We start from the raw sequence: 24,662 nt of genomic DNA on the forward strand, positions 1-24,662 counted from the left end.
CCACTCCGGCGCGTCCCGCGGGACGTCCGGCGACCCGGCGGGGCGCCGGTGTTCCGTACGCTCGAGCTGTGATCGCCGACAACCCGCCCCGGCTGGTCGCGACCGACGTCGACGGCACCCTGCTCGACGACCGCGACGCCGTCTCCCCGCGCACCGCCGCCGTCATCTCCCGGCTGGTCGACGCGGGTGCCGGCTTCGTGCTCGTGACCGGGCGCCCGCCGCGCTGGATCCCGCCGGTGATCGCCAAGCTGCCGGCCGGGATGGTCCGGCTGTGCGTCTGCGCGAACGGCGCCGTGCTCTACGACGCGGTGGACGACGTGCTGCTCGGCGCGCACACCCTGGAGCCGGACGCGGTCCGCCGGCTCGCCGCGCTGGCCGGGAAGCTGTTCCCGGGCTGCGGCCTGGGCGTCGAGCGGGTCGGCACCGCGGCCACCGGCCGGGTCGAGCTCGGCACCGTCGACGAGTTCCTCACCGGGCCCGGCTACGTGCACGCCTGGGGTGCGCACGACGGCGGCCCGGCCAGCCGGGACGAGCTGGTCGCCCGGCCGGTCACGAAGCTGCTGATCCGCGCGCCGGAGCTGACCAGCGAGCAGATGATGGCGACGCTCGAACCGGAGGTCGGCGGCATCGCGGACCTGACCTTCTCGCACCCGTCGGGGCTGCTGGAGGCGTCCGCGCCGGGCGTCACCAAGGCGACCGGGCTGGCCGACGTCGCGGCCCGGCTCGGGGTGACCGCGGCGCAGACGATCGCCTTCGGGGACATGCCGAACGACCGGGAGATGCTGCGCTGGGCGGGGACCGGCGTGGCGATGGGCAACGCGCACCCGGACCTGGTGCGGCTGGCCGACGAGGTGACGGCGCCGAACTCGCGGGACGGGATCGCGGAGGTCCTCGAGCGCTGGTTCTGACCGGCGTCGCCCGGCCGTCGTGGGCGGGCCGGGCGGGACACCGGCGCGGTGTTGCGGCGTGCACTCCGGCGGGTCACGCGGCGGTGGCCGCGCGTTCACCGGAGCATCACACGGGCCCGGGCGGCCCGCCCCGGGGCCGGTCGCCGGGCCGCCCGGGCGTACCATCACCCGCTGTCATCGCCCGGATCGAGCCGGGTGCCAGCGGCACGCCTGGAGGGCCCCACCCCGTGGCCGACACCCTGGACCGCCCCGGTCCGCACCCGACGTCCGACGCGGCCCGCACCCCGGCGGCCCCCGCGAGCGGGGAGACCGCCGTCCTCGCGGGCGTGCAGAACGCCCTCGCGAACGGGCCGTCCGTCCGCGTCGCACGCGGGATGTCGTTGTTCGGTGAGCACGCCGCGGGCTGGCTCGCCATCGGCGTCGCCGGCGCCGTGCTCGACCGCCCGCGCCGGCGGGAGTGGCTCGGCTCGGCGGCCGCGGTCGCGTTCGCGCACGGCGCCTCGATCGGCGTCAAGCGGGTCGTGCGCCGCCGCCGCCCGGACCACCCGTCGGTCCGGGTGCTGGTCGGTACCCCGAGCCGGCTCAGCTTCCCGTCCTCGCACGCCACGTCCACCACCGCGGCCGCCGTGCTGTACGGCGGCCTGCTCGGCCGCCGGTCGCGGATCGCCGCGACGGCGACCGTCGGGCTGATGGCGCTCTCCCGCCTGGTCCTCGGCGTGCACTACCCGACCGACGTCGTCACCGGCACCGCGCTCGGCGCGGCCGTGGCCACCGGCGCGCGATCCGTCATCCGGCGCAGCGCCGCACGTCGCAACCCCACCTCCGGAGGGTGAGCGCATGACCAGCACCGACCGCACCCGCGTCGAGAGCGGCAAGGACGACCGGGACACCCCGGCCGACTCCGCCGTCGGCGCCAAGGCCGCCGGCTCCACCGCAGACTCCGCCGCCGACTCGAGGGCCGCCGTCGCCGAGGCGGCCGACCCGACCACCCCGGTGGTGCCGGACGCCCCGGACGACGCGGGCGCCCCCGAGGGCCACGCCGCCGACGCCGCCGGCCGCGGGCCGGCGCCGCACGTCCCGATGGACCCGTCCGAGCGGACGCCGGCGATGGTCGCCCGCGGGCTGGTGCGGACCATGCGCCCGCGGCAGTGGGTGAAGAACGTCCTGGTGCTCGCCGCGCCGTTCGTCGGCGGGGGCCTGTTCGACTCGTCGGTGCTGATCGACTGCCTGGTCGCGTTCGTCGCGTTCTCGCTGGCCTCGTCCGGCGTCTACCTGGTGAACGACGCGCTCGACGTCGAGGCCGACCGGGCGCACCCGACCAAGCGGCGCCGCCCGATCGCGGCCGGCATCGTGCCGCTGCCGCTGGCCTACGTCGCGGCCGGCGTGCTGTTCGTGGCGTCGATCGGGCTGGCCGTGGCGGTCACCTGGGAGCTGATCGTGGTGCTCGCGGTGTACGTCGTCGTGCAGCTGTCGTACTGCCTGTGGCTCAAGCACCAGCCGGTGATCGACATCTGCATCGTGGCGTCCGGGTTCCTGATGCGCGCCATCGCCGGTGGTGTCGCGACGGCGATCCCGCTGTCCCAGTGGTTCCTGCTGGTCGCCGGGTTCGGCTCGCTGTTCATGGTCGCCGGCAAGCGCTACGCCGAGATGACGCTCGCGGAGCAGACCGGCGCGAAGATCCGCAAGTCGCTGGAGAGCTACTCGGCTTCGTACCTGCGCTACATCTGGTCGCTGTCGGCCACGGTCATGATCATGACCTACGGCCTGTGGGCGTTCGAGATCCGCGAGACGCACCACAACACCGTGTGGTCGGTGCTGTCGATCGTGCCGTTCGTGATCGCGGTGCTGCGCTACTCGGTGGACGTCGACCGGGGCACCGGCGGCGAGCCGGAGGAGATCGCGCTCGCCGACCGGGTGCTGCAGGTGCTCGCGGTGGCCTGGCTCGGGATGCTGACGCTGGCCGTCTACAGCTGAGCCCGCCCGGGCCGGCTCACCCGCGTGAGGTGTGCCAGGCCCAGGTCGCGGCCAGCCCGTCGGCGAGGGCGGTCGGCTGCGGGAGCCCCAGCGCGGCGATGCCGCGGGACGGGTCCAGGCAGCTGCGCCGCAGTTCGCCCGGCCGGGCCGGCTCGAACTCGGGGGTGAACACCGCCGGGTCGAGGCCGGCCACCCGGCCGATCGTCGCGGCCAGCTCGGTGATCGTCGACTCGGTGCCGGTGCCGACGTTGAACACCTCGCCCGCCAGCTCCCCGGCGGCGAGCCGGTCGGCGGACGCGAGCGCGGCCCGCGCGATGTCGCCGACGAACAGGAAGTCGCGGGTCTGGCCGCCGTCACCGAAGACCGTCGGCCGCCCGCCGGTGCGCGCCCGGTCGCAGAACAGCGACACCACGCCCGCGCCGCCCGACGGGTGCTGACGCGGGCCATAGACGTTCGCGAACCGCAGCACCAGCGCGGGCAGCCCGTGTGCCCGCACGAAGAACCGGGTGTAGCGCTCCGCGGCCAGCTTGCTCAGCCCGTACGGCGACTCCGGATCGGCCGGCTCGCTCTCGGTGGTCGGGAGCGGGGCGCCGTCGCCGTAGATCGCGCCGCCGGTGGAGCAGACCACGACCGCGCCCGCCCCGGACGCCTGCGCCGCCCGCAGCACCGAGAGCGTCCCGAGGACGTTCACCGAGGCGTCGTGCAGCGGATCGGCCATCGACGTCCGGACGTCGATCTGGGCGGCCAGGTGGTGCACCGCGTCCGGCCGGAACCGGTCCGCCAGCGCGGCCAGTGCGTCGGCGTCGCGGATGTCGAGCTCGGCCAGCTCGACGCCGGCCGGGAGGTTCTCCCGCTTGCCGGACGACAGGTCGTCGACGACCAGGATCTCGTCGCCCCGGGCGACCAGGGCGTCGACCAGGGTGGAACCGATGAAGCCGGCTCCGCCGGTCACGAGCACGCGCATGGACATTCCTCCTGGCGGGGTGAGACGGTTCCGCTCACGCGGATCGTCGTCGCCGCGCGACACGTTATCCGCCGGCCGGACCTCGGCTGTATCCGGTGATCGTCAACCGGCACCGGTGCGGTCCGGATCGCACGCGGTGACGCGGTAGAGCGTGCTCCCGCCACCGGTGAGGACGGGCTCGAACCCGGGTGTCCGGTCGAGCCCGGTGATTCCCGGAAAGCTGTGCGAGCGACTGTCCCACGGCCAGTACGAGACGGGTCCGTCGATGGCGTGGGTCAGGCCGGTGGCCCGGACCGCGGGGCACACCGCCGGGTCACTTTCGGCATCGTGCAGCCGTTCCTGGATCACCCGCTGGTCCGGGGTCCACCGACCGGACAGGTGCGGGAACATCACGTGGCGGCCGGTGAAGGCGAAGAGCAGGGCATTGCCGGTCCACGGATTTGCCGCCACGACGGCGTCCGGCGGGAGGATCCGGCCCGCCTCCTCGAGGAAGTCGCGCTGGCCGGGCTGCAGCATCCAGCCGGCCTCCCGCTGATAGGTCTGGGCGACGGTGAAGGCGTGCATCCCGATCCGGAAGCCGCCCGAGACCAGCACCAGTGCCGCCGCGACGACCACGACGGCCGCGGTGGTGACCGCCTGCTCCCGTTGCGCCGACGGCTCGGCCCTGCCGATCCGGATCACGGCCCGGACGAGTAGGCCCGTCGTCCCGACCAGGCCCAGGGTCGCCAGCGGCACACCGGTGATCGGGACCATGGCGGCGATCCGGTACGAGTCGTTGTACCAGGCGCCGGTCAGCGCGGCCGTCAGCGCGCCCTCCTGGGAGACGGCGAGCACATAGAGGAAGCCGGAGGTGAGATGGGCGAGCACCAGCCAGGCCGTCGCCGGTGAGCGGAGCGCGAACACGGCGCCGAGGACGACCAGTGCCGAGATCAGCAGCAGCTCGGGCCGCTGGTTCATGGAATTGAACAGAACGCCCCGGGCCGCCTCGCCGAGCCCCAGGGAGGCCGGCCAGTCGAAGGCCCGGACGCCTGCGAGGAACGGGGACCAGGCGAGCAGCCAGAGCACCGCGAGGGCGACGCCCAGGGCTGCTGTGACGACGGTGACGGCGCGACCCACCTGGCGTCCGCGCGCCGCGCGGATCGCGGCTGCGGCCGCCGCGACCAGCACCACGGACACGCCGATGACCAGGAGGCTGACCGCGGCGTTCGGGTGGGCCAGCGCGATCGCGGGAAGGGCAACCGCACCGAGGAGGAGCGCCCCGGGGACACCGAAGGCAGGGTCGCGGGCCAGCCCGAGGACGGTGACGACCGCGGCGAGCCCGGCCGGGACCAGCGCCAGGCCCAGCAGGTTCGGCCACAGCACACCCCAGGTCATCACCATCCACGGCATCGCGGTGAATGCGGTGGCCAGGATCGGCGCGACCAGGAAGGCGACCCCGCGGCGGCCCAGCACCTGGCGGACCAGCAGCACGCAGGACAGCGGCCAGACGACGCCGGCGACGGAGAGAGCGAGCAGGTTGGACGCGGCGGGGACTGAGACCCCGGCCGTCAGCACGACGAGTGAGACCAGGTCGTGCCAGGCGGCCGGGTAGGCGGCCGGCTGACCGGGGATCGTCAGCTCCCGCAGCGTGAGCGAGGACGCGTCTCCGGTGGACAGGATCCAGGCGACGGCGTTGTAGTGGTGGACCGCGTCGTAGGTGGGGGAGATCGTCTCGACCGGACCGAACGCCAGCACCACCGTCAGCCAGCTGATTCCCACCGTGACGGCCATCCCGGCGAGGAGCGACGCACCGGCGTAGGCGCCGTCCGGCCCGTTCCCGCGTACGACTGCCAGGACGCCGCGGGGCCGATCCGGGTCCGCCGGCGGCCGTGTCAGGTCATCGGCTCCGGCCGTCGCCCGTCGTCCGACCAGCTTCCGGACCGCGAACGCCGGCGCCGCGGCGAACAGGGTCGCGGCAACCACCGGCCAGACTCCCCAGGGGATTCCGGCGCGACCAGCGACGATCGCGGTCAGGGCGATCAAGGCCACCGAGAACAGTGGCGCCGCACCCCACCAGGCGATCCCCCGCCAGCCGAGGGCCCGGACCACCAGCAGCCCTGGGGCCAGACACCATGCGACGGCCACCAGAGCGGCCGGAACGGCTGCCGCCCACGTCATCGGGGGGACCGCTCCGGCGCCCCGGCCGCGGAGCCGTCGTGGTGTGGACGCACGGCGGGCAGCATAGGAGACACGATTGCGCGACCGTCGCGCGGTGCGCGTCGCGCGCCGGTGTCCGTGCCGGCTACGGAGCCCGCGGGAGCGCCCGTAGGCTCGCCGCCGACGTCCGCACCGCTTCCGGAGGACCTGTCCCGTGCACATCGCAGTCATCGGACTCGGCAAGATCGGCCTCCCGCTGGCCGCCCAGTTCGCGTCGAAGGGCCACACCGTCGTCGGGGTCGACATCGCCCCGGACGTCGTGCGGCTGGTCAACGAGGGCGTCGAGCCGTTCCCCGGCGAGGCCGGCCTCGCCGCCGCGCTCGCCGAGCTCGTGCCGTCCGGAGCGTTGCGCGCCACGACCGACTACGCCGACGCCGTCCCGCCGGCCGACGTCGTCGTGCTGGTCGTCCCGCTGTTCGTCGACGAGGAGGCGCGTCCCGACTTCCGCTCGCTGGACGCGGCGACCGAGGAGCTCGCGGCCCACCTGACCCCCGGCACGCTGGTCTCCTACGAGACGACGCTCCCCGTCGGGACCACCCGCGACCGGTGGAAGCCGATGCTGGAGAAGGGCTCCGGGCTGGCCGAGGGGATCGACTTCCACGTCGTCTTCTCGCCGGAGCGGGTGCTGACCGGACGCGTGTTCGCGGACCTCCGGAAGTACCCGAAGCTGGTCGGCGGCCTCTCCGCCGCGGGCGCGGAGCGCGCCCTCGCGTTCTACTCGGCCGTCCTCGACTTCGACGGGCGCACCGACCTCCCGCGACCGAACGGCGTCTGGGATCTCGGCTCGGCCGAGGCGTCCGAGCTGGCGAAGCTGGCCGAGACGACCTACCGGGACGTGAACATCGGCCTCGCGAACCAGTTCGCGCGGTTCGCCGGCGCGACCGGCATCGACGTGCACCGGGTGATCGAGGCCGCGAACTCGCAGCCCTACAGCCACATCCACCAGCCGGGCATCGCCGTCGGCGGGCACTGCATCCCGGTCTACCCGCGGCTGTACCTGTGGAACGACCCGGACGCGACCGTCGTGCGGGCCGCGCGGGAGGCGAACGCGTCGATGCCCGCCTACACCGTGGGACTGCTGGAGGGCGCCTTCGGCGACCTGACCGGTGCCCGGGTGGGGGTGCTCGGCGCGGCCTACCGGGGCGGGGTGAAGGAGACGGCGTTCTCCGGGGTCTTCCCGACGGTCGCCGCGCTCCGCGACCGCGGGGCGGTGCCGCTGGTGCACGACCCGCTGTACTCCGACGACGAGCTGACCGCGCTCGGGCTCGATCCGTACCACCTGGACGACCCGGTCGACGCCGCGGTGATCCAGGCCGACCACGCCGGGTACTCCGAGCTGGGGCCGGACCGGCTGCCGGGTGTGCGGGTGCTGGTCGACGGCAGGCGGGTCAGCTCGGAGGACCGCTGGCCGGGCGTGACGTACCGGGTGATCGGCCGTGCCTGAGCCGTACGTGGCCCCCGGTGCCGACGTGGCCGGTTCCGCCCGGCTCGGCGACGGCGTCAAGGTCTGGCACCTCGCCCAGGTCCGTGAGGACGCCGAGCTGGGCGCGAACTCGATCGTCGGCCGCGGGGCCTACATCGGTACCGGGGTGCGGGTCGGGGAGAACTCGAAGATCCAGAACCACGCGCTCGTCTACGAGCCGGCCGAGCTGGCCGCGGGTGTCTTCATCGGACCGGCGGTCGTGCTCACCAACGACACCTTCCCGCGGGCGGTCAACCCGGACGGCACGCAGAAGAGCGCATCCGACTGGGACTCCGTCGGGGTCACGGTCGGCGAGGGAGCCTCGATCGGCGCCCGCGCCGTGTGCGTCGCACCGGTCGCGGTCGGGGCCTGGGCGACCGTGGCGGCGGGGGCTGTCGTGACCCGGGACGTTCCGGCGCACGCGCTGATGGTCGGCGTCCCGGCCCGCCGGATCGGCTGGGTCGGCCGGGCGGGCGTCCCGCTGGTGGAGATGGACGGGCAGTGGCACTGTCCGTCCTCCGGTGCGGTCTACACCGAGGACGGCGGCTCGCTGCGCGAGACCGGCTGAGCGCCGTCACCGAGCAGCTCGGCGACGGCGGCGCGGGTGACCGCGGCGTCCTCGGCCGAGTTGAGCACGGCGGCGGCGCGGTGCGCGGCCTGCTTGTATTCGGCGACCTGCTCGGGAGTGAGCGCGGCGAGGGTGTCGCGCATCGCCGCCGCGGTGTGGTCGGGGGCGATCGTGCCGAACCCGTGGCCGGTGATCAGCCGGTCGGTCTCGGGAGCGGAGTTGAACACCACGGCGAGCCGGGCCTGGACGAAATCGAAGATCTTGTTCGGCAGCATCAGGCGGTGGTTCGGGGTGAGCGGCGGCAGACTGTAGATGCCCACGTCGTAGCCGTTGAGGACGGGGACGAGCTCGTGCGGGCGGACGGGATCGCGCAGCGCGATCCGCGGGTCGCCGCCGATCAGGTCACGGAGCTTCGCCAGGTACCGGCCGCCGTCGCGGCCCGGCACGAGGTACAGGTCGAGCGTGTACCGCTCGTCCAGTCCGCGGACGGCCTCGATCAGGGCCTCGATGTTCCGGCCCGGCACCGCACCACCGCTGTGCACCAGCCGGATCCGGCCCTCGACCGGCGGGCTCGGCGCGATGTCGTGGAACGGCCCGGCGTTGCGCACGATCCGGCACGGGGTGGCGAACCGGTCCCGGTACAGCTCGCCGATCGCCTGGTTCACGGTGGTCACGGTCGACATCAGCGGCAGGTACTTGCGGCACTGGTGGTACATGAAGGGCCGGACGAGCAGCCGCCAGGACGTCACGTGCGACCGCTCCTCGGGCGCCCACTCGTGCATGTCGGCGAGGACCGGCGCGCCGCGAGCCACCCGGTGGGCCAGCGCCATCGCCCGCGCCTCGTTGGCGATCACGACGTCGAAGCTGCGGCCGGCCAGCAGCTCGGCCGCCGCCCGGAGCGCCGGCGCGCGCAGCTCGACGGTGTCGAAGCGCCGGGCGGTCAGCAGCGCGACACCACCCGGGGTCTGCGGCAGCGAGGCGAGGCCGGGATCGACGGACAGATGCTCGTGGACCCCGGCCGGGGCGTCGCCGTACCCGATCGTCGTCACGTCGCCGAGCCCGGCGAGGACATCGAGCTGGCGCAGCACCCGGGCGTCCGCGGTGATGTCGGAGAACGAGATGCAGAGGATCCGCCGCCGTGGCGCTCCGTCGACCATGGCGCCGCAGTCTAGGGACCTGCCGGTCTCTACGATCGCGCGCATGTCGTCGCCGTCGGTGCTGCACGTGAACGACGCCGCGTTCACGGCCGAGCGGATGATCACCGAGGCGCACCGGCGCGGGCTGGACTGGACGCTGCTGCCGAAGGCGGCACCGGACCAGGAGTGGCGGGGGATCACCGGGCGGGCGCGACGCGCGGCGATCGGCGCGGCGTGGGTCGCCCGGCTGGCGGTGACCGCGCGCAGGCACGACATCGTGCACGTCCATTCGGCGTCGACGCTGGCGCACTCACGCCTGGGCGCACCCCGCTACGTCGTGCACTGTCACGGCACCGACGTCCGGACCGCGCAGTACGACCCGGCCCGGCGATCATCCATCGTGGACGGCCTGCGCAGCGCGGAGGCGGTGCTCTACTCCACCCCGGACCTGGCCGAGCACGTCCTGGCGCACCGGCCGGACGCGGTGTACCTCCCGGTCCCGATCGACGTCGACGCGGTGCCGGAGTGGGCGCCGGACGACCGCCGGCGGGTGGTGTTCGCGTCCCGCTGGAGCCCGGACAAGGGCGTCGGCACCCAGCTCGCTGTCGTCCGTGACCTGACCGCCCGGTTCGGCGACCGGGTCGAACTGGTCGGGCTCGACTGGGGCCCGTGTGCTGCCGAGGCGGCCGCAGCGGGTGTCCGGCTGGTGCCGAGGTCCGGGCACGCGGGCTACCTCGCCCTGCTCGCCGGCGCGTCGGTCGTCGTCGGCCAGGCCACGGGGATGCTCGGAGCTAGTGAGATGGAGGCGCTGGCCGCGGGCGCCCCCGTCGTCGTGCCGGTCCCGCTGCCGCTCTACGACGATCCGCCGGTGCTCGCCGTGCAGGCGGAGGGGGCTGCCGACGCGGTGGCGTCCGTGCTCGACGGCGCCCATCCGCACGATCCCGGTGTGGTCCGCGGCTGGACCCGGTCGGTGCACGGAGTGGCGCGCGCGGTGGATGTCGTGACGGAGTTGCACCGGGGAGTCCTGGCGGCCCGCGGGTGAGCGGGGTCCGTCCGGTGCTGACCCGGATGTTCACTCCGGTCCGGCTCGACGATCCGACCCCGACCTCGCTGACCCGCGGCGGTGCGCTCGCGGTGACCGGTCTGCTCGCCCAGGGGGTCCTCCGGTTCGCCACCTCCTTGCTGGTCGGCCGGCTGGCAGGGCAGGCCGAGCTCGGTGTGGTGGCGTCGGCGATCGCGGCGGCCACGATCCTCGCCCTGCTCTGGCCGACCTCGACCGGCAGCGCGGCGTCGAAGTTCCTCGCCAGGGCGCGCGGGGCCGGATCGGTCGACCAGGCGCGTGCGGTCGCCGCCCACCTGCGACGCCGGATGCTGCTCGCGGTGCTGGTGCTCGCGGCAGCGGCGATCCCGGTCTGGGTCCACCTGGACGGCGGGAGCCTGACCGGCGCACTCGCCGTCGCGCTGCTCACCATCGGCTACTCGGGCTACAGCTTCACCCGGGGCGTCCAGTTCGGCACCGGTCAGACCCTGCGGGCCACCGGCTGGGACGTCCTCTGTGTCGCGCTCGGCCTGGTCACGCTGACGCTCATGCTGCTGAGCGGTGTCCGCGGGGTCGCGCTGGTGCTCCCGCTCGCCGTCGCCTACGGCGTGTACGCCGTCGCGGGCTGGCCGTTCGGCGGCGGCGGGAAACCGGAGCCCGCCCGGCGCCGGGAGATGGACGGCTTCGTCGCGCTCGGCGCGGTCGGCTCGCTCGCGAGCGCCGGGTTCCTCCAGCTCTCCCAGATCGTGACCCGGCTCGTCTCGGGGGACGAGGGGGCCGGGGAGTACGCGGCGGCGGTCGCGCTCGCCACGCCCGCGTCGATGCTCGCGGTGTCGCTGTCACTGGTGCTGCTGCCTGCGCTGTCCGAGACCCTGGGCCGGGCCGACGAGGCGGCCTTCCGCGCCCGCACCGACCAGGCCAACCGGTCGCTGGCCGTCGTCGTCGTCGCCGTCTTCGGGTCGATCGTGCTCTGCAGCCGGTTGCTGATCCGGGTCGTCTGGGGCGACACCTACGCCGGCGCCGCACCGATCCTCGCCGTCCTCGCGGTCGCCGTGCTCTGCACGACGCTCGGGGTCGTCGCGGTGAACGCGATGACGGCCCGGTCGCAGCGCGGGATGGCGATCAACGTCGCGGCGAGCCTGACCGGGCTGGTGGTCGGCGCGGCGGTCTGGGCCGTCGTGGCGCCGTCGTCCGGTGGGATCGGGGTGGCCACCGGTTACCTGGCCGGGACTCTGGTCATCGCCGCGATCCCGATCGGGTACGTCTGGCGCACCTCCCGGCAGCGCTGGGCCGGGCTCTACCTGAGGATCGCCGCGGCGGTCGTCGTGCTCGCAGTGCTGTACGACGCGCAGGACCGGTTCGGCCTGCCGCTGGGCCTCGACGTGGTTGCGGCGCTCGTGTTCCTCCTCGGATGGATCGCCCTCAACCGGAGGGACGCCGCCCGGTTGCCGTGGCCGGGGCGCTCCGGGCGTTCCGGGGGCTCCTGACACGACCCGCCGATCGGCTCGCCCGGTGAACGTATCGCCAGGGCCCCTCGAGCGTTGTTGCGTTCAGGTGTCGAAAACATGCACGGCGTGTGTCGGGGATGGACCCTGCGATCCACGTCAGGCAGGTGGAGATACTGTCGCTCCGACACATAGGCGTAACAAGGACACCGGGTGAGCACTGAATTCATTCCGGCAGCGAAGCCGGTAGTGGGTAGTGCCGAACGCAGTGCGGTCGATGCCGTGCTCCGTTCGGGGATGCTGGCGCAGGGTGCGGAGGTCGCCGCGTTCGAGCAGGAGTTCGGGCGCGACCTGCTCGACGGCCGCGCGGCGGTCGCCGTCAACTCCGGCACGTCCGCCCTGCATCTGGGCCTGCTGGCCGCAGGCGTCGGACCGGGTGACGAGGTCATCGTCCCGTCCTTCACGTTCGCCGCGACGGCGAACGCGGTGGCACTCACCGGTGCCACCCCGGTCTTCGCCGACATCCGGCGCGCGGACTACACGATCGATCCCGCGCACGTCGAAGCGCTGGTCGGGGAGCGGACCCGCGGGATCATGCCGGTCCACCTCTACGGCCACCCGGCCGACATGGGCGGATTGGAGCGGATCGCGGCCGAGCACGGCCTGGACATCTACGAGGACGCCGCCCAGGCGCACGGCGCGAGCCTGCACGGCCGGCTCGCCGGGACCTTCGGCCGGTTCGGGGCGTTCAGCCTCTACCCGACCAAGAACATGACCTCCGGCGAGGGCGGCATGGTCGCCACCGCCGACGGCGAGCTGGCCCGGACCGTGCAGCTGCTGCGCAACCAGGGCATGGCCACCCAGTACGCGAACGAGATCGTCGGCTTCAACGCTCGGATGACCGACGTCCACGCGGCGATCGGCCGGGTCCAGCTCGCGGCGCTGCCGGAGCGGACCAAGGCCCGCCGGGCAACGGCCCAGTTCTTCGACGCGAACCTGCGCGGGGTCGGGCTCCCCGCCGTCGGCGACGGCGTCGTGCACGTCTACCACCAGTACACGATCACCGTTCCCGAGGACCGCGACGGCTTCGCAGCGGCGCTGCGCGAGGAGTACGCGATCGGTGCGGGCGTCTACTACCCCACGCCGGTGCACCGGCTGCCCGCGTTCGCCAGGGAGGAGCGGCTGCCGAACACCGAGTGGGCGAAGGACCGGGTGCTGTCGCTGCCGGTGCACCCGTCACTCGACGACGAGGACCGGGAACGGATCGTCACCGCGGTCAACGCGCTGGCGAGGGCGGGAGCCTGATGAGCGATCTGCGTGTGGGCATCATCGGACTCGGGATGATGGGCAGGCACCACGCCCGGGTCGTCCGCGAGACCAGCGGGGTCGAGCTGGTCGCCGTCGCGGACCCGTTCGGCGACGTGCACGGTGTCGCCGGGCCGCTGACCGCGCTGGAGAACGTGCACCAGCTCATCGAGGCCGGCATCGACATGGCGGTCTGCGCCGTGCCCACCGCGCAGCACGAGGCCGTCGGCCTGGCGCTCGCCGAGGCCGGGGTGCACACGCTGATCGAGAAGCCGATCGCGCACAGCGTCGAGGCGGGGGAGCGGCTCGCCGAGGCGTTCACCGCGCGCGGGCTGGTCGGCGCCGTCGGTCACGTGGAGCGGTACAACCCGGCGCTGCAGTCGCTGCGTGCGCGGATGGCGAACGGCGATCTCGGCGAGATCTACCAGATCGCCACGCGACGGCAGGGGCCCTTCCCGGCGCGCATCGCCGACGTCGGCGTCGTCAAGGATCTGGCCACCCACGACATCGACCTGACGATGTGGCTCGCCCGGTCGTCCTACGTGGAGCTGCACTCGCAGGTCACCAGCCGGTCGGGCCGGGAGCACGAGGACATGGTCGCGGCGACCGGCCGGCTGGCGAACGGGGTGATCACGAACCACCTGGTCAACTGGCTGTCGCCGATGAAGGAGCGGGTCACGGTGGTGACCGGCGAGAAGGGGGCGTTCGTGGCCGACACCCTCACCGCGGATCTCACCTTCCACGGGAACGGCGTCATCGACACGGAGTGGGACTCCGTCGCGAACTTCCGCGGCGTCAGCGAGGGCGACGTGACCCGGTTCGCCATCCCCAAGCCGGAGCCGCTGCGCACCGAGCACGAGAGCTTCCGTGACGCCGTCCTCGGCATCGGGACCGGCATCGTGACGCTGGCCGAGGGGCTCGCGACGCTGCGCACCGCGGAGTGGCTGATCAGCGCGGGGGCCGCAGCGCGGATGGAGGGGGTGCCCGCATGAGGGTCGTGCTGGCGTCCCGCCTGTTCGTCCCGGAGGTCGCCGCGGCGGCGTTCCGCCTCCGCGCGCTGACCGACGCGCTCGCCGGGGCGGGCCACGAGGTCACCGTGCTCACGACCAGGGCCCCGGAAGCCGCCGGACCGCCACCGGAGACCGGTGCCCGGGTGCTGCGCCGGCCGGTGCTGCGCGACCGCAGCGGCAGCGTCCGCGGCTACCTGCAGTACGCGAGCTTCGACGTCCCGCTCGCGTTCCGCCTGCTCCTGCGCCGGATGGACGCGGTGGTCTGCGAACCGCCGCCGAGCACCGGTGTGGTCGTCGCGGCGGTCTGCGCACTGCGACGTGTGCCGTTCTTCTACTACGCGGCCGACATCTGGAGCGACGCGCTGGTCGCCGCCGGGGCACCACGGCCGGTGGTCGCGGTGATGCGCGGCTTGGAACGGATCGCGCTGCGGCGGGCGACCGGGGTGCTCGCGGTGTCCGACGGCGTGGCGGAGCGGGCGGTCGCACTCGGTGCCACCCCCGAGCGGGTCGAGGTGGTGTCGAACGGTATCGACACCGCGACGTTCACCCCCGGTCCGCACCAGGAGGACGACCCCGGGCCGCTGCTGGTCTACACCGGGACCATGTCGGAGTGGCAGGGGGCGGACGTGTTCGTCCGGGCGCTGCCCAAGGTCCGCCGGAGCGTGCCGGACGCGCGGCTGGTCTTCCTCGGCCAGGGATCGGCCGAGCCGGAGCTGCGTGAGCTGGCCTCACGACTGGCGCCCGGAGCCGTCGAGTTCGGCGGGATCGTCCCGCCGGAGGCGGCCGCCCGGCTGCTGCGGTCCGCGCGGGGTGCGCTGGTCAGCATCGTGCCCGGCCGGGGGTACGACTTCGCCCGCCCGACCAAGATCTACGCGGCGACCGCCTGCGGCACCGCGGTCCTGTTCGCCGGCGCCGGCGACGCCGCTGCCCTGGTCCGGGACAACGGGCTGGGGCTGGTCGCCGACCACAACCCGGACGACGTCGCGGACCGGATGATCGATCTGCTCACGGGCGCCGCGATCGATCCCGATCATCTCGTGCGCTGGACCGAGGAGAACGCCTCGCTGCGTTCCACCGGCAGGCGAGCCGCACGGTGGATCGAGCAGAGATGCGCCACCCGCAGCGTGGTGCCGGCCCGCCCGTCACCCGACCCGGGCTGACTCCAGGGCGTCGATCACCGCGGCGGCCGCCGCGCCGGTGCCGTACGGGGTCGCCTCCGTCGCCTGCGGCGCGGGCCGGGCGACGATCGCGGCCAGCCGGTCGAAGCCCTCGTCGACCAGCACGTTCCAGCCGAGATCGACCGTCTCGACCCACTCGGTCTCGGGCCGCAGCGTCGTGCACGGAACGCGGAGCAGGAACGCCTCCTTCTGCAGCCCGCCGGAGTCGGTGATCACGCCACGGCTGTGCGCGACCGCGTTCACCAGCTCGGGGTAGCCGAGCGGGTCACAGACCCGGATCGAGCCGGTGTCGAGGGCGATCCCGTGCCGCTCGGCGAGGCTCCTGAGCCGTGGATGGGCGAGCAGCAGCACCGGGCCGTCGACCGCGGCGAGCCCGGCCACGATCGCCCGCAGCCGTCCGGGCTCGTCGGTGTTGTCTGGCCGGTGCACGGTGGCGACGTGGTACCCGCCGGGCTCGATGCCCGGGACGGGTAGCGGGGCGCCGGCCACCGATTCGCGCACCCTGAGCAGCACGTCCGTCATGACGTCGCCGACCAGCACCGTCCGCTCGGCCAGCCCCTCCCGACCCAGGTGCCCGACCGCGGTCTCGGTGGGAGCGAGCAGCAGGTCCGCCGCGTGGTCGGTCAGGACCCGGTTCTGCTCCTCGGGCATCCGCCGGTTGAACGATCGCAACCCGGCTTCCAGGTGCGCCACCGGGACGTGCAGCTTCACCGCGGCGAGCGTGCCGGCGAGCGTGGAGTTCGTGTCGCCGTAGACCAGCACCCAGTCCGGCCGGGTCTCCAGCACGACCTTCTCGAGCCCCTCGAGCATCGCCGCGGTCTGGGCGCCGTGGCTGCCCGAGCCGACACCGAGATTGACGTCCGGCGCGGGGATGCCCAGATCGGCGAAGAACGCGTCGCTCATGTTGGCGTCGTAGTGCTGGCCGGTGTGGGCGATGAGGTGCTCCACCCGTCCGGCGGCCGCGGCGGCCACCGGGGCCAGCTTCACGAACTGCGGCCGGGCACCGACGACACTGAGCACGCGCACGCGGCGGAGCATACGGACGGGTGCGTCACCCGCTCGCATCGGCCGTCAGGACGTCGTCTCGTGATCCCTGGCCGAGCGGCTGCCGTTCGGCGAGGCGCCGACCGTGGTCTCCGCTGTCTCCGCGCTCCCGGCGTCCGGCGCCTCGTGCCGCCGCAGCAGCTCGGTGAGCTCCTCCTCGCGCCGGGCCAGCTCGGCGTCCCGGATCGCGATCTGCCGGGCCAGGTTGGTCAGGTGCTGGCTGATCTCGCGGTCCCGCAGGTAGGTGTTCAGCATCCCGAACACGAACGCCACGACCAGCAGGTACACGATGAGGTCGGTCCCGCGGCCGACGCCGACCATCCGGGCGAGCGCGGTGACGTCCTCCGGGCGGAGCACCGCGTAGATGTTGAGCAGCACGAACAGGCCGAACGCGAGCCGCTTGCTGGCCCGGATCCCGACGTTCTGCCCGCTGCGGACGAAGTAGACGAGCGCCGCCAGCGCCGCGGCCACGAGGACGATCTGCACGATCACGGCGTCACCTCTGTCGGACGGAGAGGTCGAACAGGATGTTCACCCCGTTGAACAACGACTGGCCCTTGGACCGGGAGTACTCGGTGTAGCGGATCGTGACCGGTTCCTCACGGATCCGCCACGACGAGGAGGCCAGCGCCGCCACGATCTCGGAGGCGTGCGCCATCCCGTTCATCGAGATCCGCAGCTCCTCCACGACCGGCCGGGACAGCACCCGCAGGCCGTTGTGCGCGTCGGTCAGCTTCAGCTTGCGGCTGGCCGGCGACAGGGTCGCGACGGTGCGCAGCACGATCCGCTTGAGCAGCGGGATCGGCTCGGTGGAGGCGAGGAACCTCGACCCGAGCACGACGTCGGCCTCGCCGTCGCGGACGATCGCGGCCATCCGCTCGGCGTCGTCGATGTCGTGCTGGCCGTCGGCGTCGAACGTGACGATCCGCTTCGCGCCCTGCCGCAGCGCGTAGTCGATCCCGGTCTGCAGGGACGCGCCCTGGCCGAGGTTGATCGGGTGCCGGACGAGATGCGCCCGGGTGCCCGCGATGCGCTCGGCGGAGGCGTCGCGGCTGCCGTCGTCGACGCACACGACGTTCGGGAACCGGGTGCGGATCTCGGTCACGACGTCGGCGATGACGGTCTCCTCGTTGTACACGGGGACCACCACCCAGGTGCCGGTGTCGGCGACCACGTCCACTCCTTCGTCACGGCCGGACGGCTGTCGTGCGCCGCCCGGGCAGGCTATCGCCCCCGCTCGCGGCGTCCCGGGACGGTGGGGCAACGAACCGGACTCACGTGACATTTCGTACGGTGGTCCGGTGGACCCCAGGACGCTGCTCGAGCTGATGCTGTCTGATCTGGAAGGCGCGCCGGAACTCTACCGGCCGACGAACTTCTGGCAGACGGGGCTGGAGAAGGTGGTCGCCGACCTGCGTGAGCGCGGTTTCGCCGAGTTCCGCAGGCACCCGAGCGCGACCTTCTTCTACGCGCCGCGGTACGCGCCCGTCTCGCGTCCGGCGGCGGCGCTGTCGCGCGCGTTCGGCATGGCCGGAACGCCCGGCAAGCTGATCTCCGAGCGGATCGACCAGGTCCCGGTGGCGCGGGCGCACCACGCCACCGTGCGCGCGCTCGATCCCGCCGACCGGGCCCCGTTCCTGGACGGCTTCTCCGAGTCGACTGTGGGCGCCCCGACCGAGCAGCTGGTGTTCGACGGCCGCCGGTTCAGCCGCTCGTCGTTGAACTACCTGCGTGGCCTGGTGATGCTCAAGCGGGCCGCCCCCGATCTGGACGTCTCGACGGTGCTGGAGATCGGCGGCGGGTTCGGCACGCTCGGCGAGATCCTGGTCCCGCGCAACGACGGCATCCGCTACATCGACGTCGACATCCCGCCGGTCGCCGCGGTCGCCACGCACTACCTGCGCGAGGTGCTCGGTGGTTCCCGGGTGCTCGACTACGCGGCGACCCGCGAGCAGGAGAAGATCGTGATCGACGAGATCGCCGAGCCCGCGACGGTGCTCTGCCCGTGGCAGCTGCCGCGGCTGACCGGGACCGTCCACCTGTTCGCCAACTTCATCTCGTTCCAGGAGATGGAGCCCGAGGTGGTGCAGAACTACGCGAACCTCGTCACCGATCTCGGCGCCCGCTGGCTGCTGCTGCGCAACTCGCCGACCGGCAAGCCGAACGTCCGGGAGCCCATGCTGCGGCACCGCTACCTGGAGTTCTTCGACCACTACGAGCTCGTCGACTCCGACGCCGGGCTGTACGGGCAGGACTCCGAGGGCACGGTGTCCGAGGTGATGGTGCTCGCGCGCAAGTGAGGGACGGCCGCCGGTTCCGCCGATCGCGTCCGCGGGGGCCGGTCCGGCACTAGCCTGTGGATCTTCCGAGTTCTCCGGAGGTCCAGGTGGCCCGCCCTGTCCTGATCCTGTTCGTGCTGGTCACGGTGGGTGCGCTGCTCGCCGGGTGCGGTAGCGGCGAGCCGGAGAGCCCCTTCCCGGAGCGTCCGGCCGAGATCGATGTGTCCACCGTCGACCTCTGTCGCGCTCTCACCGCGGAGGAGCAGGCCGAGCTGGGTGTCGAACCGGGGCGGGCGCGCACCGGGGAGCTGTCGAACGGCCCGACCCGGATCTGTGGGTGGAGCAACTTCGATGACGGCAACGGCTACGGGGTCCAGACGATTGCCGACGGGGCCGTGGTCGCGGTGGGTGGCGAGGACACGACCGTCGACGTGATCGACGGCTACGGAGTGGTGCTGGCGACGGTCTACGGCGAATCGGCACCGCTCTGCAACATCTACGTCGATGTCTCCGATGCGGAGTCGATCCGGGTTCAGGTGCAGGCGACCCAGGGCGACGCGGGCGGGATTCCGTCGTTCGAGACGGTGTGCGGGCGGGCGCGGGCGTTGACGTCGAAGGTGCTTCGGAATCTTGCGGCTGTGACGCCCTGACTCGTTCGCCGGAGTGAACGGTTCTCCCGGAAGCGGGTCTCGCCGCTGGCTGCGCTTCCTACGGTCGCGGCATGGACATTGACGCTCGTCTGCCTCGTGGGACGGCCTCGGACAGCCTGATGACGCAGATCCACATCGGCAATGTGCTGCAGGTCCGGGATGCCCTGGCCGAGCAGGCCAGGTCCATCCGGCAGGCGCTCGACGACGCCCGCGGGCTGACTGAGATCCCGCGCTGTGCTGATGATCCGGTGTCGCGGGACGCGCAGCGGATGTTCCAGCGCGAGATCAACGCGATCCTGGCAGCCCATACGGCACACGTCGCCGAGCTGAAGGAGGCGTGCGTCCGGCTGGGTGAGGCGGCCCGCGAGTACGGGTTGGTCGAGGAGGAGGCCGCCGGCTCGTTCGGCTCTGCCGTCAACCCGCGCTCCGGACCTAGCCGGGGCCCCTCTTGATGACCTTCGGGAGGATCGGGTGGCTCGATCTGTTCCGTGGGTGTGCGGTGCTCGTGGTGGGGATCGTGCTCGCGGGGTGTTCGGCGGGTCCGCGGGGGCCGTTCCCGGAGCGTCCGGCTGATATCGACGTCTCGACGGTGGATCTGTGTGCGGCGTTGACGGCGGAGGAGCGGGCGGACCTGGGGGTGGAGCCGGGGGAGGCGCGCACCGGGGAGCTGTCCAACGGTCCGACCCGCGCCTGTCTCTGGAACAACTTCGACGACGGCTACAACTACGGCGTCCAGACGATCGCCGACGGTGCGGTGGTCGCGGTCGGGGGCGACGACACGACCGTCGACGTCATCGACGGGTACGGGGTGGTGGTGGCGACGGCGCACGGTGCGTCGGCTCCGAGTTGCAGCATCTACGTCGATGTCTCCGACGCCCAGGCGATCCGGGTCCAGGCCCAGGCGACCAAGGACGACGCGACCGGTATCCCGTCTTTCGGGACGGTGTGTGGCCGGGCCAGCTCCCTCGCGTCGACGGCGATCCGGAATCTCGGCGCGGCGGTGCCCTGAGCGTCCGCGCGCGAACCGGTTCCGCCGGACCGGGCTCCGCCGGCGGTCGAGCTTCCTACGGTTCGCCGGCACGGACATCGACGCGCGGTGTCGCGCGACGCCCAGCAGATGTTCCAGCCGAACCCGGTCGCGTCCGTCGCCCGGAACGGTGTCGGAGACGCTGGCTACCCTCGGGGACATGCGCACCCCGGACCCGATCGAGCTCGGCGGCCACCGCGTGGGCCCCGGCGAGAAGCCCTTCGTCATCGCCGAGGTCTCCGGCAACCACAACGGGTCGCTGGACCGCGCCCTGGAGATCGTCGAGGCGATCGCGGGCTCCGGCGCGCAGGCGGTGAAGTTCCAGACCTACCGGGCCGACACCATCACCATCGACGCCGACGGCCCGGCCTTCCGGATCCGCGACGACCACGGCCTGTGGGGCGGGCGGAACCTCTACCAGCTCTACGAGCAGGCGCACACGCCGTGGGAGTGGCACGAGCCGCTGTTCACCCGGGCCCGCGAGCTGGGCCTCGTCCCGTTCTCGTCGCCGTTCGACCCGACGGCGATCGAGCTGCTGGAGTCCCTCGACGCGCCGGCCTACAAGGTCGCCTCCGCCGAGCTCGTCGACCTGCCGCTGATCCGGGCGATGGCCGCCACCGGGAAGCCGCTGGTCGTCTCGACCGGGATGGCGACGCTGGCTGAGATCGACGCCGCGCTGGCCGCCGCCCGGGAGGGCGGGGCGACCGAGATCGTGCTCCTCGCCTGCACGGCCTCGTACCCGGCCGACCCGGCGGACGCGAACCTGCAGACGATCCCCGCGCTGCGCGAGGCGTTCGGCGTGCCGATCGGACTGTCCGACCACACCCCGGGGATCGGCGTCCCGGTCGCCGCCGTCGCACTCGGCGCGGTCGCGATCGAGAAGCACGTGACACTGCAGCGGGCCGACGGCGGCGTCGACTCCGACTTCTCGCTGGAGCCCGCCGAGCTGGCCGCGCTCGTCACCGAGACCGACGTGGCCCGGCGTGCGATGGGCCCCGCCCGGTTCGGGCCGCGGGAGTCCGAGCGGGACACCCTGGCGCTGCGCCGGTCGCTCTACGTCGTCGCCGACGTCGCCGCCGGGGACAAGGTGACCGAGGAGAACGTGCGCTCCATCCGGCCCGCAGGCGGACTGCCGACCGACACCATCGGGACGGTCCTGGGGCGGACCTTCACCCGCGACGTCACCCGCGGCACACCGCTCACCTGGGACCTGATCTGATCAGCGACCCTCCGCGAGGAAGGCCCTGACCAGCGCGTTCACCTCGTCCGGGGACTCCCGGTTCGACCAGTGCCCGCGCCCGGGCAGCACCTCGAGCCGGGAACCCGGCACGGCGGCCGCCACCTCCCGGGTACGCGCGACCGGGACCCCGGCGTCCCGGTCGCCCTGCACGAACAGCGCCGGGCACCGGATCTCCCCCAGCCGGGGCCGCAGGTCGACCCGCATCCGCCGGAACCCGATCGAGTCGTTCTGCCAGTCCGAGCTGGTCGCGCCACCCCGGCGGGCCTCGGCCAGGCACTCGTCGACGATCGCGTCGAAGTCGTCCGGGACGCCGGCTCCGAACAGCGCCCTCCGGACGAACCACGCGACGGTCGGCCGGTACCGGAAGGCCAGGTTCGGCAGCGTGCGGTTCAGCAGCGGCAGCTTCGCCGTCAGCCACAGCAGCTGATGGACGACCGGGGGGAACGACAGTGTGCCGGCCGGGGCCAGCGCGACCAGGCGTTCCACCCGCTCGGGATGCTCGATCGCGTAGGCCAGCGTCAGCGCACCACCCTGGGACAGTCCGACGACGGCGGCCCGCTCGACGCCGAGGTCGTCGAGCACGTCGGTGATCGTGCGGAGCAGGACGTCGTGCGTGGCGCGACCGTGCCACGGCCGGCTGCGGCCCTGCTTCGGCCAGTCCGGGGCGATCACCCGGTGGTCGCGGGCGAGGGCCGGGATCATCCGGGTCCAGCTGAGATTCGCGTTGTCCATCCCGGCGCCGGAGAGCAGCAGCACCGGGGGACCGGTGTCGCCGGCCAGGTGGACGTGCAGCCGCCCCTCGGGGCGGTCGATCACGTGTTCGCGCAGGGTGGTCATCGGTCTCCTCCGGCGTCGTGTTGTTGCGCGCGGCCCGCCTCCCAGCGCTCCCAGAGCGCCGGCAGCTCGGCCTCCAGGAACAGGTAGAGCTCGTGCACGTGCGCGAGGCGTTCGCGACGGGCCGCAGGGGCGCCGGTCAGGGCGTCCAACCCGTGTTCGAGCACCGCCCGGAACTCGGTCGCCCGTGCGTACCGGGCCGCCAGCATCCGGCTCCAGCCGTCCGGTGCGATCCGGAACAGCTCGACGCGGTCGCCCCGGCGACGCACCCGCTCGACCAGCCCGCCGGGCGTCAGCATCCGGGTCGCGGTGCTGATCGAGCTGCGGCTCACACCCAGCACGGCGGCCAGGTCGGCGGCGGACTGCTCCGGCGGGTCGCTGATCAACAACCAGCCGATCACCCGTCCGGTGATCAGCGGCATGCCTTCCCGCTCGAACGACGCGGCCACCTCGTCGACGAAGTCGAGCTCGCGTTCCGTCGGTGTCATGAGATGACCGTACAGTCGTTGCAGTAATTACTGCAACGACTGGATGTGCGGGCGTTTCGGCCGGTCGCGCCTGCGGTACCCAGGAGGTATGACGATCACGATGGCCGCCGATCCCGATCGCGCGCCGGATCCCGGGAAGCAGGATCCGGACGAGGAGGTGCCCGCCAAGCCGGACGTGCCGTCGGGCGAGCCCGCCCCCGAGCCGGACGAGCCGGTCCCGACCGGCTGACGGTGCAGGCTGCTGACGGTGCCAGGCTGCTGACGGTGCCGGGCCGCTGGTGCCGGGCCGGGGGCGTCACACGGCTCGGGAGCTCGCCGGGCCGGGGCGGGTGCGGGTCGGCCCGGGCCGGGGCTGTCGGGGGCCGGAGGGGTCAGGGGATACCGGTCGGGCGACGGGCGGGGCCGTCGGCCTCACCATCGGCCTCACCATCGGCGCTGCCGGCCCTGGGACCGTCGGTGCTGCTGGGCGTGGGACCGTCGGTGCTGGCTGTGCTGGCTGTGCTGGCTGTGCTGGCTGTGCTGTCGGCGCTGTCGGCGCTGTCGGTGCTCCCGGGGTCGCCACGGCCGTCGTTCGTGCCGTCCTGCCCGTCCTGCCCGTCTTTCCGGCTGTCGCCGCTGTCCCCGCTGTCGCCGCTGTCGCCCCATCCGCGGGCGGCGAGCGCCTCGCCGAGCGCGTCCGCGTGCCGCAACGTGCGCACCATGAACGGCACCGCGAACGCCGTCACCGATCCGCCGGCCCCGCGCGCCTTCGCCGCTGCACGGACCTGCCCGGCGATCCCCGACAGCGTCCCCACCGACTGGATCGTCAGACCGACGAGAAGACCGACGGTCTCCGGATCGACGCCGAACCGCCGCAGCGGCCCCAGCGCCCGCTGTACCGCGCTGACCAGGTCGTCCACCCGGGTCGTCAGGGTGAACAGGGTCGCCGCGCCGATCGCCGCGACCAGCCGCAGCGCGATCACCGTCGCCCGTTCCGGCCCGAGCAGCCACCACTGGATGCCGCCGACCAGCACCAGCACCAGCAGCAGCGTCCGCAGCAGCGGCCGGATCCGGCGCCACGGGATCCGGGCGACGACGAACCCGAGCGCGACCAGCCCGCACGCCCCGGCGAGCAGCCGCGGATCGGCGACGGCGACGGTGCCCGCCGCGAACACCAGCAGCGCGAGCAGCGACGGCCCGGCGGGCGTCCGGTGCAGCAGGCTGGTGCCGGGCTCGTAGAGGCCGAGCGGGGTCACGCCGCGCAGATCTTCCGGTAGTACGCGACGGCGGGGCCCGGCTCGTCGTCGGCGACCACCCGGCCCTCGTCGAGGACGACGACCCGGTCGAAGTCGTCGAGCAGGTCGAGATCGTGGGTGGCGAGCAGCACCTGCTGACGCAGGCCGGCCAGGCGTTGCGCGAACGCCCGCTTGTTGCGCAGGTCGAGCAGGGTGGTGGGCTCGTCGCACACCAGGACGTCCGGATCCAGCACGAGCACCGAGCACAGCGCGAGCAGCTGCTTCTGCCCACCGGAGAGCTGGTGCGCCGGGTGCTCGACGTGATCGCCCAGGCCGAACCCGGTGAGCACCTCGGCGGCCCGCCGCGCGCGTTCGGCGTGGTTGCGGACGGTGCGGCGCAGGGAGAAGGCGACGTCCTCACCCGCGGTCGGCATGACGATCTGGGAGTCCGGGTCGCTGAACACGAACCCGACCCGACGGCGGACCGCCGAGCCCTGGCGGGCCGGGTCCCGGCCGTCGACCCGGACCGACCCCGCGGTGGGGGTGACGAGCCCGTTGACCGTCCGGGCCAGCGTCGACTTGCCGGAGCCGTTCGCGCCCACCAGCGCGACCCGGCGCTCGGGCAGCGTGAGGTCGACGCCGTCGAGCACGGTCCGCTCGCCGTAGCGGTGCCCGACCCCGCTGAACTCGATCATCGTCTT

The 24,662-nt window shown here is 73.4% G+C and carries 26 protein-coding genes; 16 read left to right on the forward strand and 10 right to left on the reverse strand.

Going from position 1 to position 24,662, the window contains the following annotated elements:
- Nucleotides 1-68: 68 nt before the first annotated feature.
- The 3 genes from ABD160_RS18660 to ABD160_RS18670 all read left to right on the forward strand — a co-directional run bounded on the left by ABD160_RS18660 (nt 69) and on the right by ABD160_RS18670 (nt 2,882).
- Complete coding sequence (locus ABD160_RS18660) at nt 69-908, forward strand: HAD family hydrolase (RefSeq protein WP_344024161.1); 840 nt, start codon at nt 69-71, stop codon at nt 906-908.
- Nucleotides 909-1,135: 227 nt separating this feature from the next.
- Entirely contained in the window at nt 1,136-1,741 is a 606-nt protein-coding gene (locus tag ABD160_RS18665) for a phosphatase PAP2 family protein (protein ID WP_425563632.1), read from the forward strand.
- Nucleotides 1,742-1,988: 247 nt separating this feature from the next.
- The gene (locus ABD160_RS18670) at nt 1,989-2,882 is read left to right on the forward strand and encodes a decaprenyl-phosphate phosphoribosyltransferase (protein WP_344024369.1); all 894 of its coding nucleotides are present in this window, start codon (nt 1,989-1,991) and stop codon (nt 2,880-2,882) included.
- 16 nt (nt 2,883-2,898) lie between these two features.
- Here ABD160_RS18670 and ABD160_RS18675 read toward each other — a convergent pair whose 3' ends face one another.
- A complete protein-coding gene (locus ABD160_RS18675; RefSeq protein WP_344024163.1) occupies nt 2,899-3,846 on the reverse strand; it encodes an NAD-dependent epimerase/dehydratase family protein in 948 nt (315 codons plus the stop codon).
- A gap of 102 nt (nt 3,847-3,948) precedes the next feature.
- The gene (locus ABD160_RS18680; RefSeq protein ID WP_344024165.1) at nt 3,949-6,288 is read right to left on the reverse strand and encodes a DUF6541 family protein; all 2,340 of its coding nucleotides are present in this window, start codon (nt 6,286-6,288) and stop codon (nt 3,949-3,951) included.
- On the opposite strand from ABD160_RS18680, the gene ABD160_RS18685 reads away from it, so the two are divergent.
- Complete coding sequence (locus tag ABD160_RS18685; RefSeq protein ID WP_344024167.1) at nt 6,197-7,486, forward strand: nucleotide sugar dehydrogenase; 1,290 nt, start codon at nt 6,197-6,199, stop codon at nt 7,484-7,486. The genes ABD160_RS18680 and ABD160_RS18685 overlap by 92 nt on opposite strands.
- The gene (locus tag ABD160_RS18690) at nt 7,479-8,072 is read left to right on the forward strand and encodes an acyltransferase (RefSeq protein WP_344024169.1); all 594 of its coding nucleotides are present in this window, start codon (nt 7,479-7,481) and stop codon (nt 8,070-8,072) included. The genes ABD160_RS18685 and ABD160_RS18690 overlap by 8 nt, the downstream gene beginning before the upstream one ends.
- Here ABD160_RS18690 and ABD160_RS18695 read toward each other — a convergent pair.
- Nucleotides 8,033-9,229, reverse strand: coding sequence for a glycosyltransferase family protein (locus ABD160_RS18695; RefSeq protein ID WP_344024171.1), 1,197 nt, complete (start codon nt 9,227-9,229; stop codon nt 8,033-8,035). The two genes, ABD160_RS18690 and ABD160_RS18695, sit on opposite strands and share 40 nt — an antisense overlap.
- Before the next feature lie 43 nt (nt 9,230-9,272).
- Here ABD160_RS18695 and ABD160_RS18700 point away from each other — a divergent pair, with 43 nt between their 5' ends.
- The 5 genes from ABD160_RS18700 to ABD160_RS18720 all read left to right on the forward strand — a co-directional run bounded on the left by ABD160_RS18700 (nt 9,273) and on the right by ABD160_RS18720 (nt 15,167).
- The gene (locus ABD160_RS18700; protein WP_344024173.1) at nt 9,273-10,250 is read left to right on the forward strand and encodes a glycosyltransferase family protein; all 978 of its coding nucleotides are present in this window, start codon (nt 9,273-9,275) and stop codon (nt 10,248-10,250) included.
- Entirely contained in the window at nt 10,247-11,734 is a 1,488-nt protein-coding gene (locus ABD160_RS18705) for a lipopolysaccharide biosynthesis protein (RefSeq protein ID WP_344024175.1), read from the forward strand. Before ABD160_RS18700 ends, ABD160_RS18705 begins: the two co-directional genes overlap by 4 nt.
- A 207-nt stretch (nt 11,735-11,941) precedes the next feature.
- Entirely contained in the window at nt 11,942-12,997 is a 1,056-nt protein-coding gene (locus ABD160_RS18710; RefSeq protein ID WP_344024371.1) for a DegT/DnrJ/EryC1/StrS family aminotransferase, read from the forward strand.
- Nucleotides 12,997-13,989 carry a Gfo/Idh/MocA family protein gene (locus ABD160_RS18715; protein ID WP_344024177.1) on the forward strand — a complete coding sequence of 331 codons (993 nt, stop codon included), beginning with the start codon at nt 12,997-12,999 and terminating at the stop codon, nt 13,987-13,989. The genes ABD160_RS18710 and ABD160_RS18715 overlap by 1 nt, the downstream gene beginning before the upstream one ends.
- Nucleotides 13,986-15,167 carry a glycosyltransferase family 4 protein gene (locus ABD160_RS18720; protein ID WP_344024179.1) on the forward strand — a complete coding sequence of 394 codons (1,182 nt, stop codon included), beginning with the start codon at nt 13,986-13,988 and terminating at the stop codon, nt 15,165-15,167. The genes ABD160_RS18715 and ABD160_RS18720 overlap by 4 nt, the downstream gene beginning before the upstream one ends.
- Here ABD160_RS18720 and wecB read toward each other — a convergent pair.
- Genes wecB through ABD160_RS18735 form a run of 3 tightly spaced genes read right to left on the reverse strand, consistent with a single transcriptional unit; the run spans nt 15,150 to nt 17,403 of the window.
- The gene (wecB, locus tag ABD160_RS18725) at nt 15,150-16,211 is read right to left on the reverse strand and encodes a non-hydrolyzing UDP-N-acetylglucosamine 2-epimerase (protein ID WP_344024181.1); all 1,062 of its coding nucleotides are present in this window, start codon (nt 16,209-16,211) and stop codon (nt 15,150-15,152) included. The genes ABD160_RS18720 and wecB overlap by 18 nt on opposite strands.
- Nucleotides 16,212-16,256: 45 nt before the next feature.
- The gene (locus tag ABD160_RS18730) at nt 16,257-16,721 is read right to left on the reverse strand and encodes a DUF2304 domain-containing protein (RefSeq protein ID WP_344024183.1); all 465 of its coding nucleotides are present in this window, start codon (nt 16,719-16,721) and stop codon (nt 16,257-16,259) included.
- Between the two features lie 4 nt (nt 16,722-16,725).
- Nucleotides 16,726-17,403: a glycosyltransferase family 2 protein gene (locus ABD160_RS18735; RefSeq protein WP_344024185.1), complete on the reverse strand. Its 678-nt coding sequence runs from the start codon at nt 17,401-17,403 to the stop codon at nt 16,726-16,728.
- Nucleotides 17,404-17,530: 127 nt separating this feature from the next.
- Between ABD160_RS18735 and ABD160_RS18740 the strand changes: the two genes are divergently transcribed.
- From ABD160_RS18740 to pseI, 5 genes are all read left to right on the forward strand, one after another.
- On the forward strand, nt 17,531-18,529 hold the full coding sequence (locus ABD160_RS18740; RefSeq protein ID WP_344024187.1) for a putative sugar O-methyltransferase: 999 nt from the start codon (nt 17,531-17,533) through the stop codon (nt 18,527-18,529).
- 86 nt (nt 18,530-18,615) lie between these two features.
- Complete coding sequence (locus ABD160_RS18745) at nt 18,616-19,158, forward strand: DUF3558 domain-containing protein (protein WP_344024189.1); 543 nt, start codon at nt 18,616-18,618, stop codon at nt 19,156-19,158.
- Between the two features lie 71 nt (nt 19,159-19,229).
- Nucleotides 19,230-19,610: a hypothetical protein gene (locus tag ABD160_RS18750; protein WP_344024191.1), complete on the forward strand. Its 381-nt coding sequence runs from the start codon at nt 19,230-19,232 to the stop codon at nt 19,608-19,610.
- On the forward strand, nt 19,610-20,167 hold the full coding sequence (locus ABD160_RS18755; protein WP_344024193.1) for a DUF3558 family protein: 558 nt from the start codon (nt 19,610-19,612) through the stop codon (nt 20,165-20,167). The genes ABD160_RS18750 and ABD160_RS18755 overlap by 1 nt, the downstream gene beginning before the upstream one ends.
- Nucleotides 20,168-20,345: 178 nt before the next feature.
- A complete protein-coding gene (gene pseI / locus ABD160_RS18760) occupies nt 20,346-21,404 on the forward strand; it encodes a pseudaminic acid synthase (protein ID WP_344024195.1) in 1,059 nt (352 codons plus the stop codon).
- Here the strand turns inward: pseI and ABD160_RS18765 are convergent, their stop codons facing one another.
- Both ABD160_RS18765 and ABD160_RS18770 read right to left on the reverse strand, forming a co-directional pair.
- A complete protein-coding gene (locus ABD160_RS18765) occupies nt 21,405-22,262 on the reverse strand; it encodes an alpha/beta fold hydrolase (RefSeq protein WP_344024197.1) in 858 nt (285 codons plus the stop codon).
- Nucleotides 22,259-22,747, reverse strand: coding sequence for a GbsR/MarR family transcriptional regulator (locus tag ABD160_RS18770; protein WP_344024199.1), 489 nt, complete (start codon nt 22,745-22,747; stop codon nt 22,259-22,261). The genes ABD160_RS18765 and ABD160_RS18770 overlap by 4 nt, the downstream gene beginning before the upstream one ends.
- Nucleotides 22,748-22,835: 88 nt before the next feature.
- Here ABD160_RS18770 and ABD160_RS18775 point away from each other — a divergent pair, with 88 nt between their 5' ends.
- Nucleotides 22,836-22,976: a hypothetical protein gene (locus tag ABD160_RS18775; RefSeq protein WP_344024201.1), complete on the forward strand. Its 141-nt coding sequence runs from the start codon at nt 22,836-22,838 to the stop codon at nt 22,974-22,976.
- Between the two features lie 142 nt (nt 22,977-23,118).
- On the opposite strand, the gene ABD160_RS18780 is transcribed toward ABD160_RS18775, so the two are convergent.
- Together ABD160_RS18780 and ABD160_RS18785 are read right to left on the reverse strand one after the other, a co-directional pair.
- Nucleotides 23,119-23,982 (reverse strand): energy-coupling factor transporter transmembrane component T family protein, encoded by an 864-nt coding sequence (locus tag ABD160_RS18780; RefSeq protein ID WP_344024203.1) that lies wholly within the window; start codon nt 23,980-23,982, stop codon nt 23,119-23,121.
- On the reverse strand, nt 23,979-24,656 hold the full coding sequence (locus ABD160_RS18785) for an energy-coupling factor ABC transporter ATP-binding protein (protein WP_344024205.1): 678 nt from the start codon (nt 24,654-24,656) through the stop codon (nt 23,979-23,981). The genes ABD160_RS18780 and ABD160_RS18785 overlap by 4 nt, the downstream gene beginning before the upstream one ends.
- Nucleotides 24,657-24,662: the final 6 nt, after the last annotated feature.

It is taken from the genome of Pseudonocardia kongjuensis, from assembly GCF_039526905.1.
GTDB classification, from domain to species: Bacteria; Actinomycetota; Actinomycetes; order Mycobacteriales; family Pseudonocardiaceae; genus Pseudonocardia; species Pseudonocardia kongjuensis.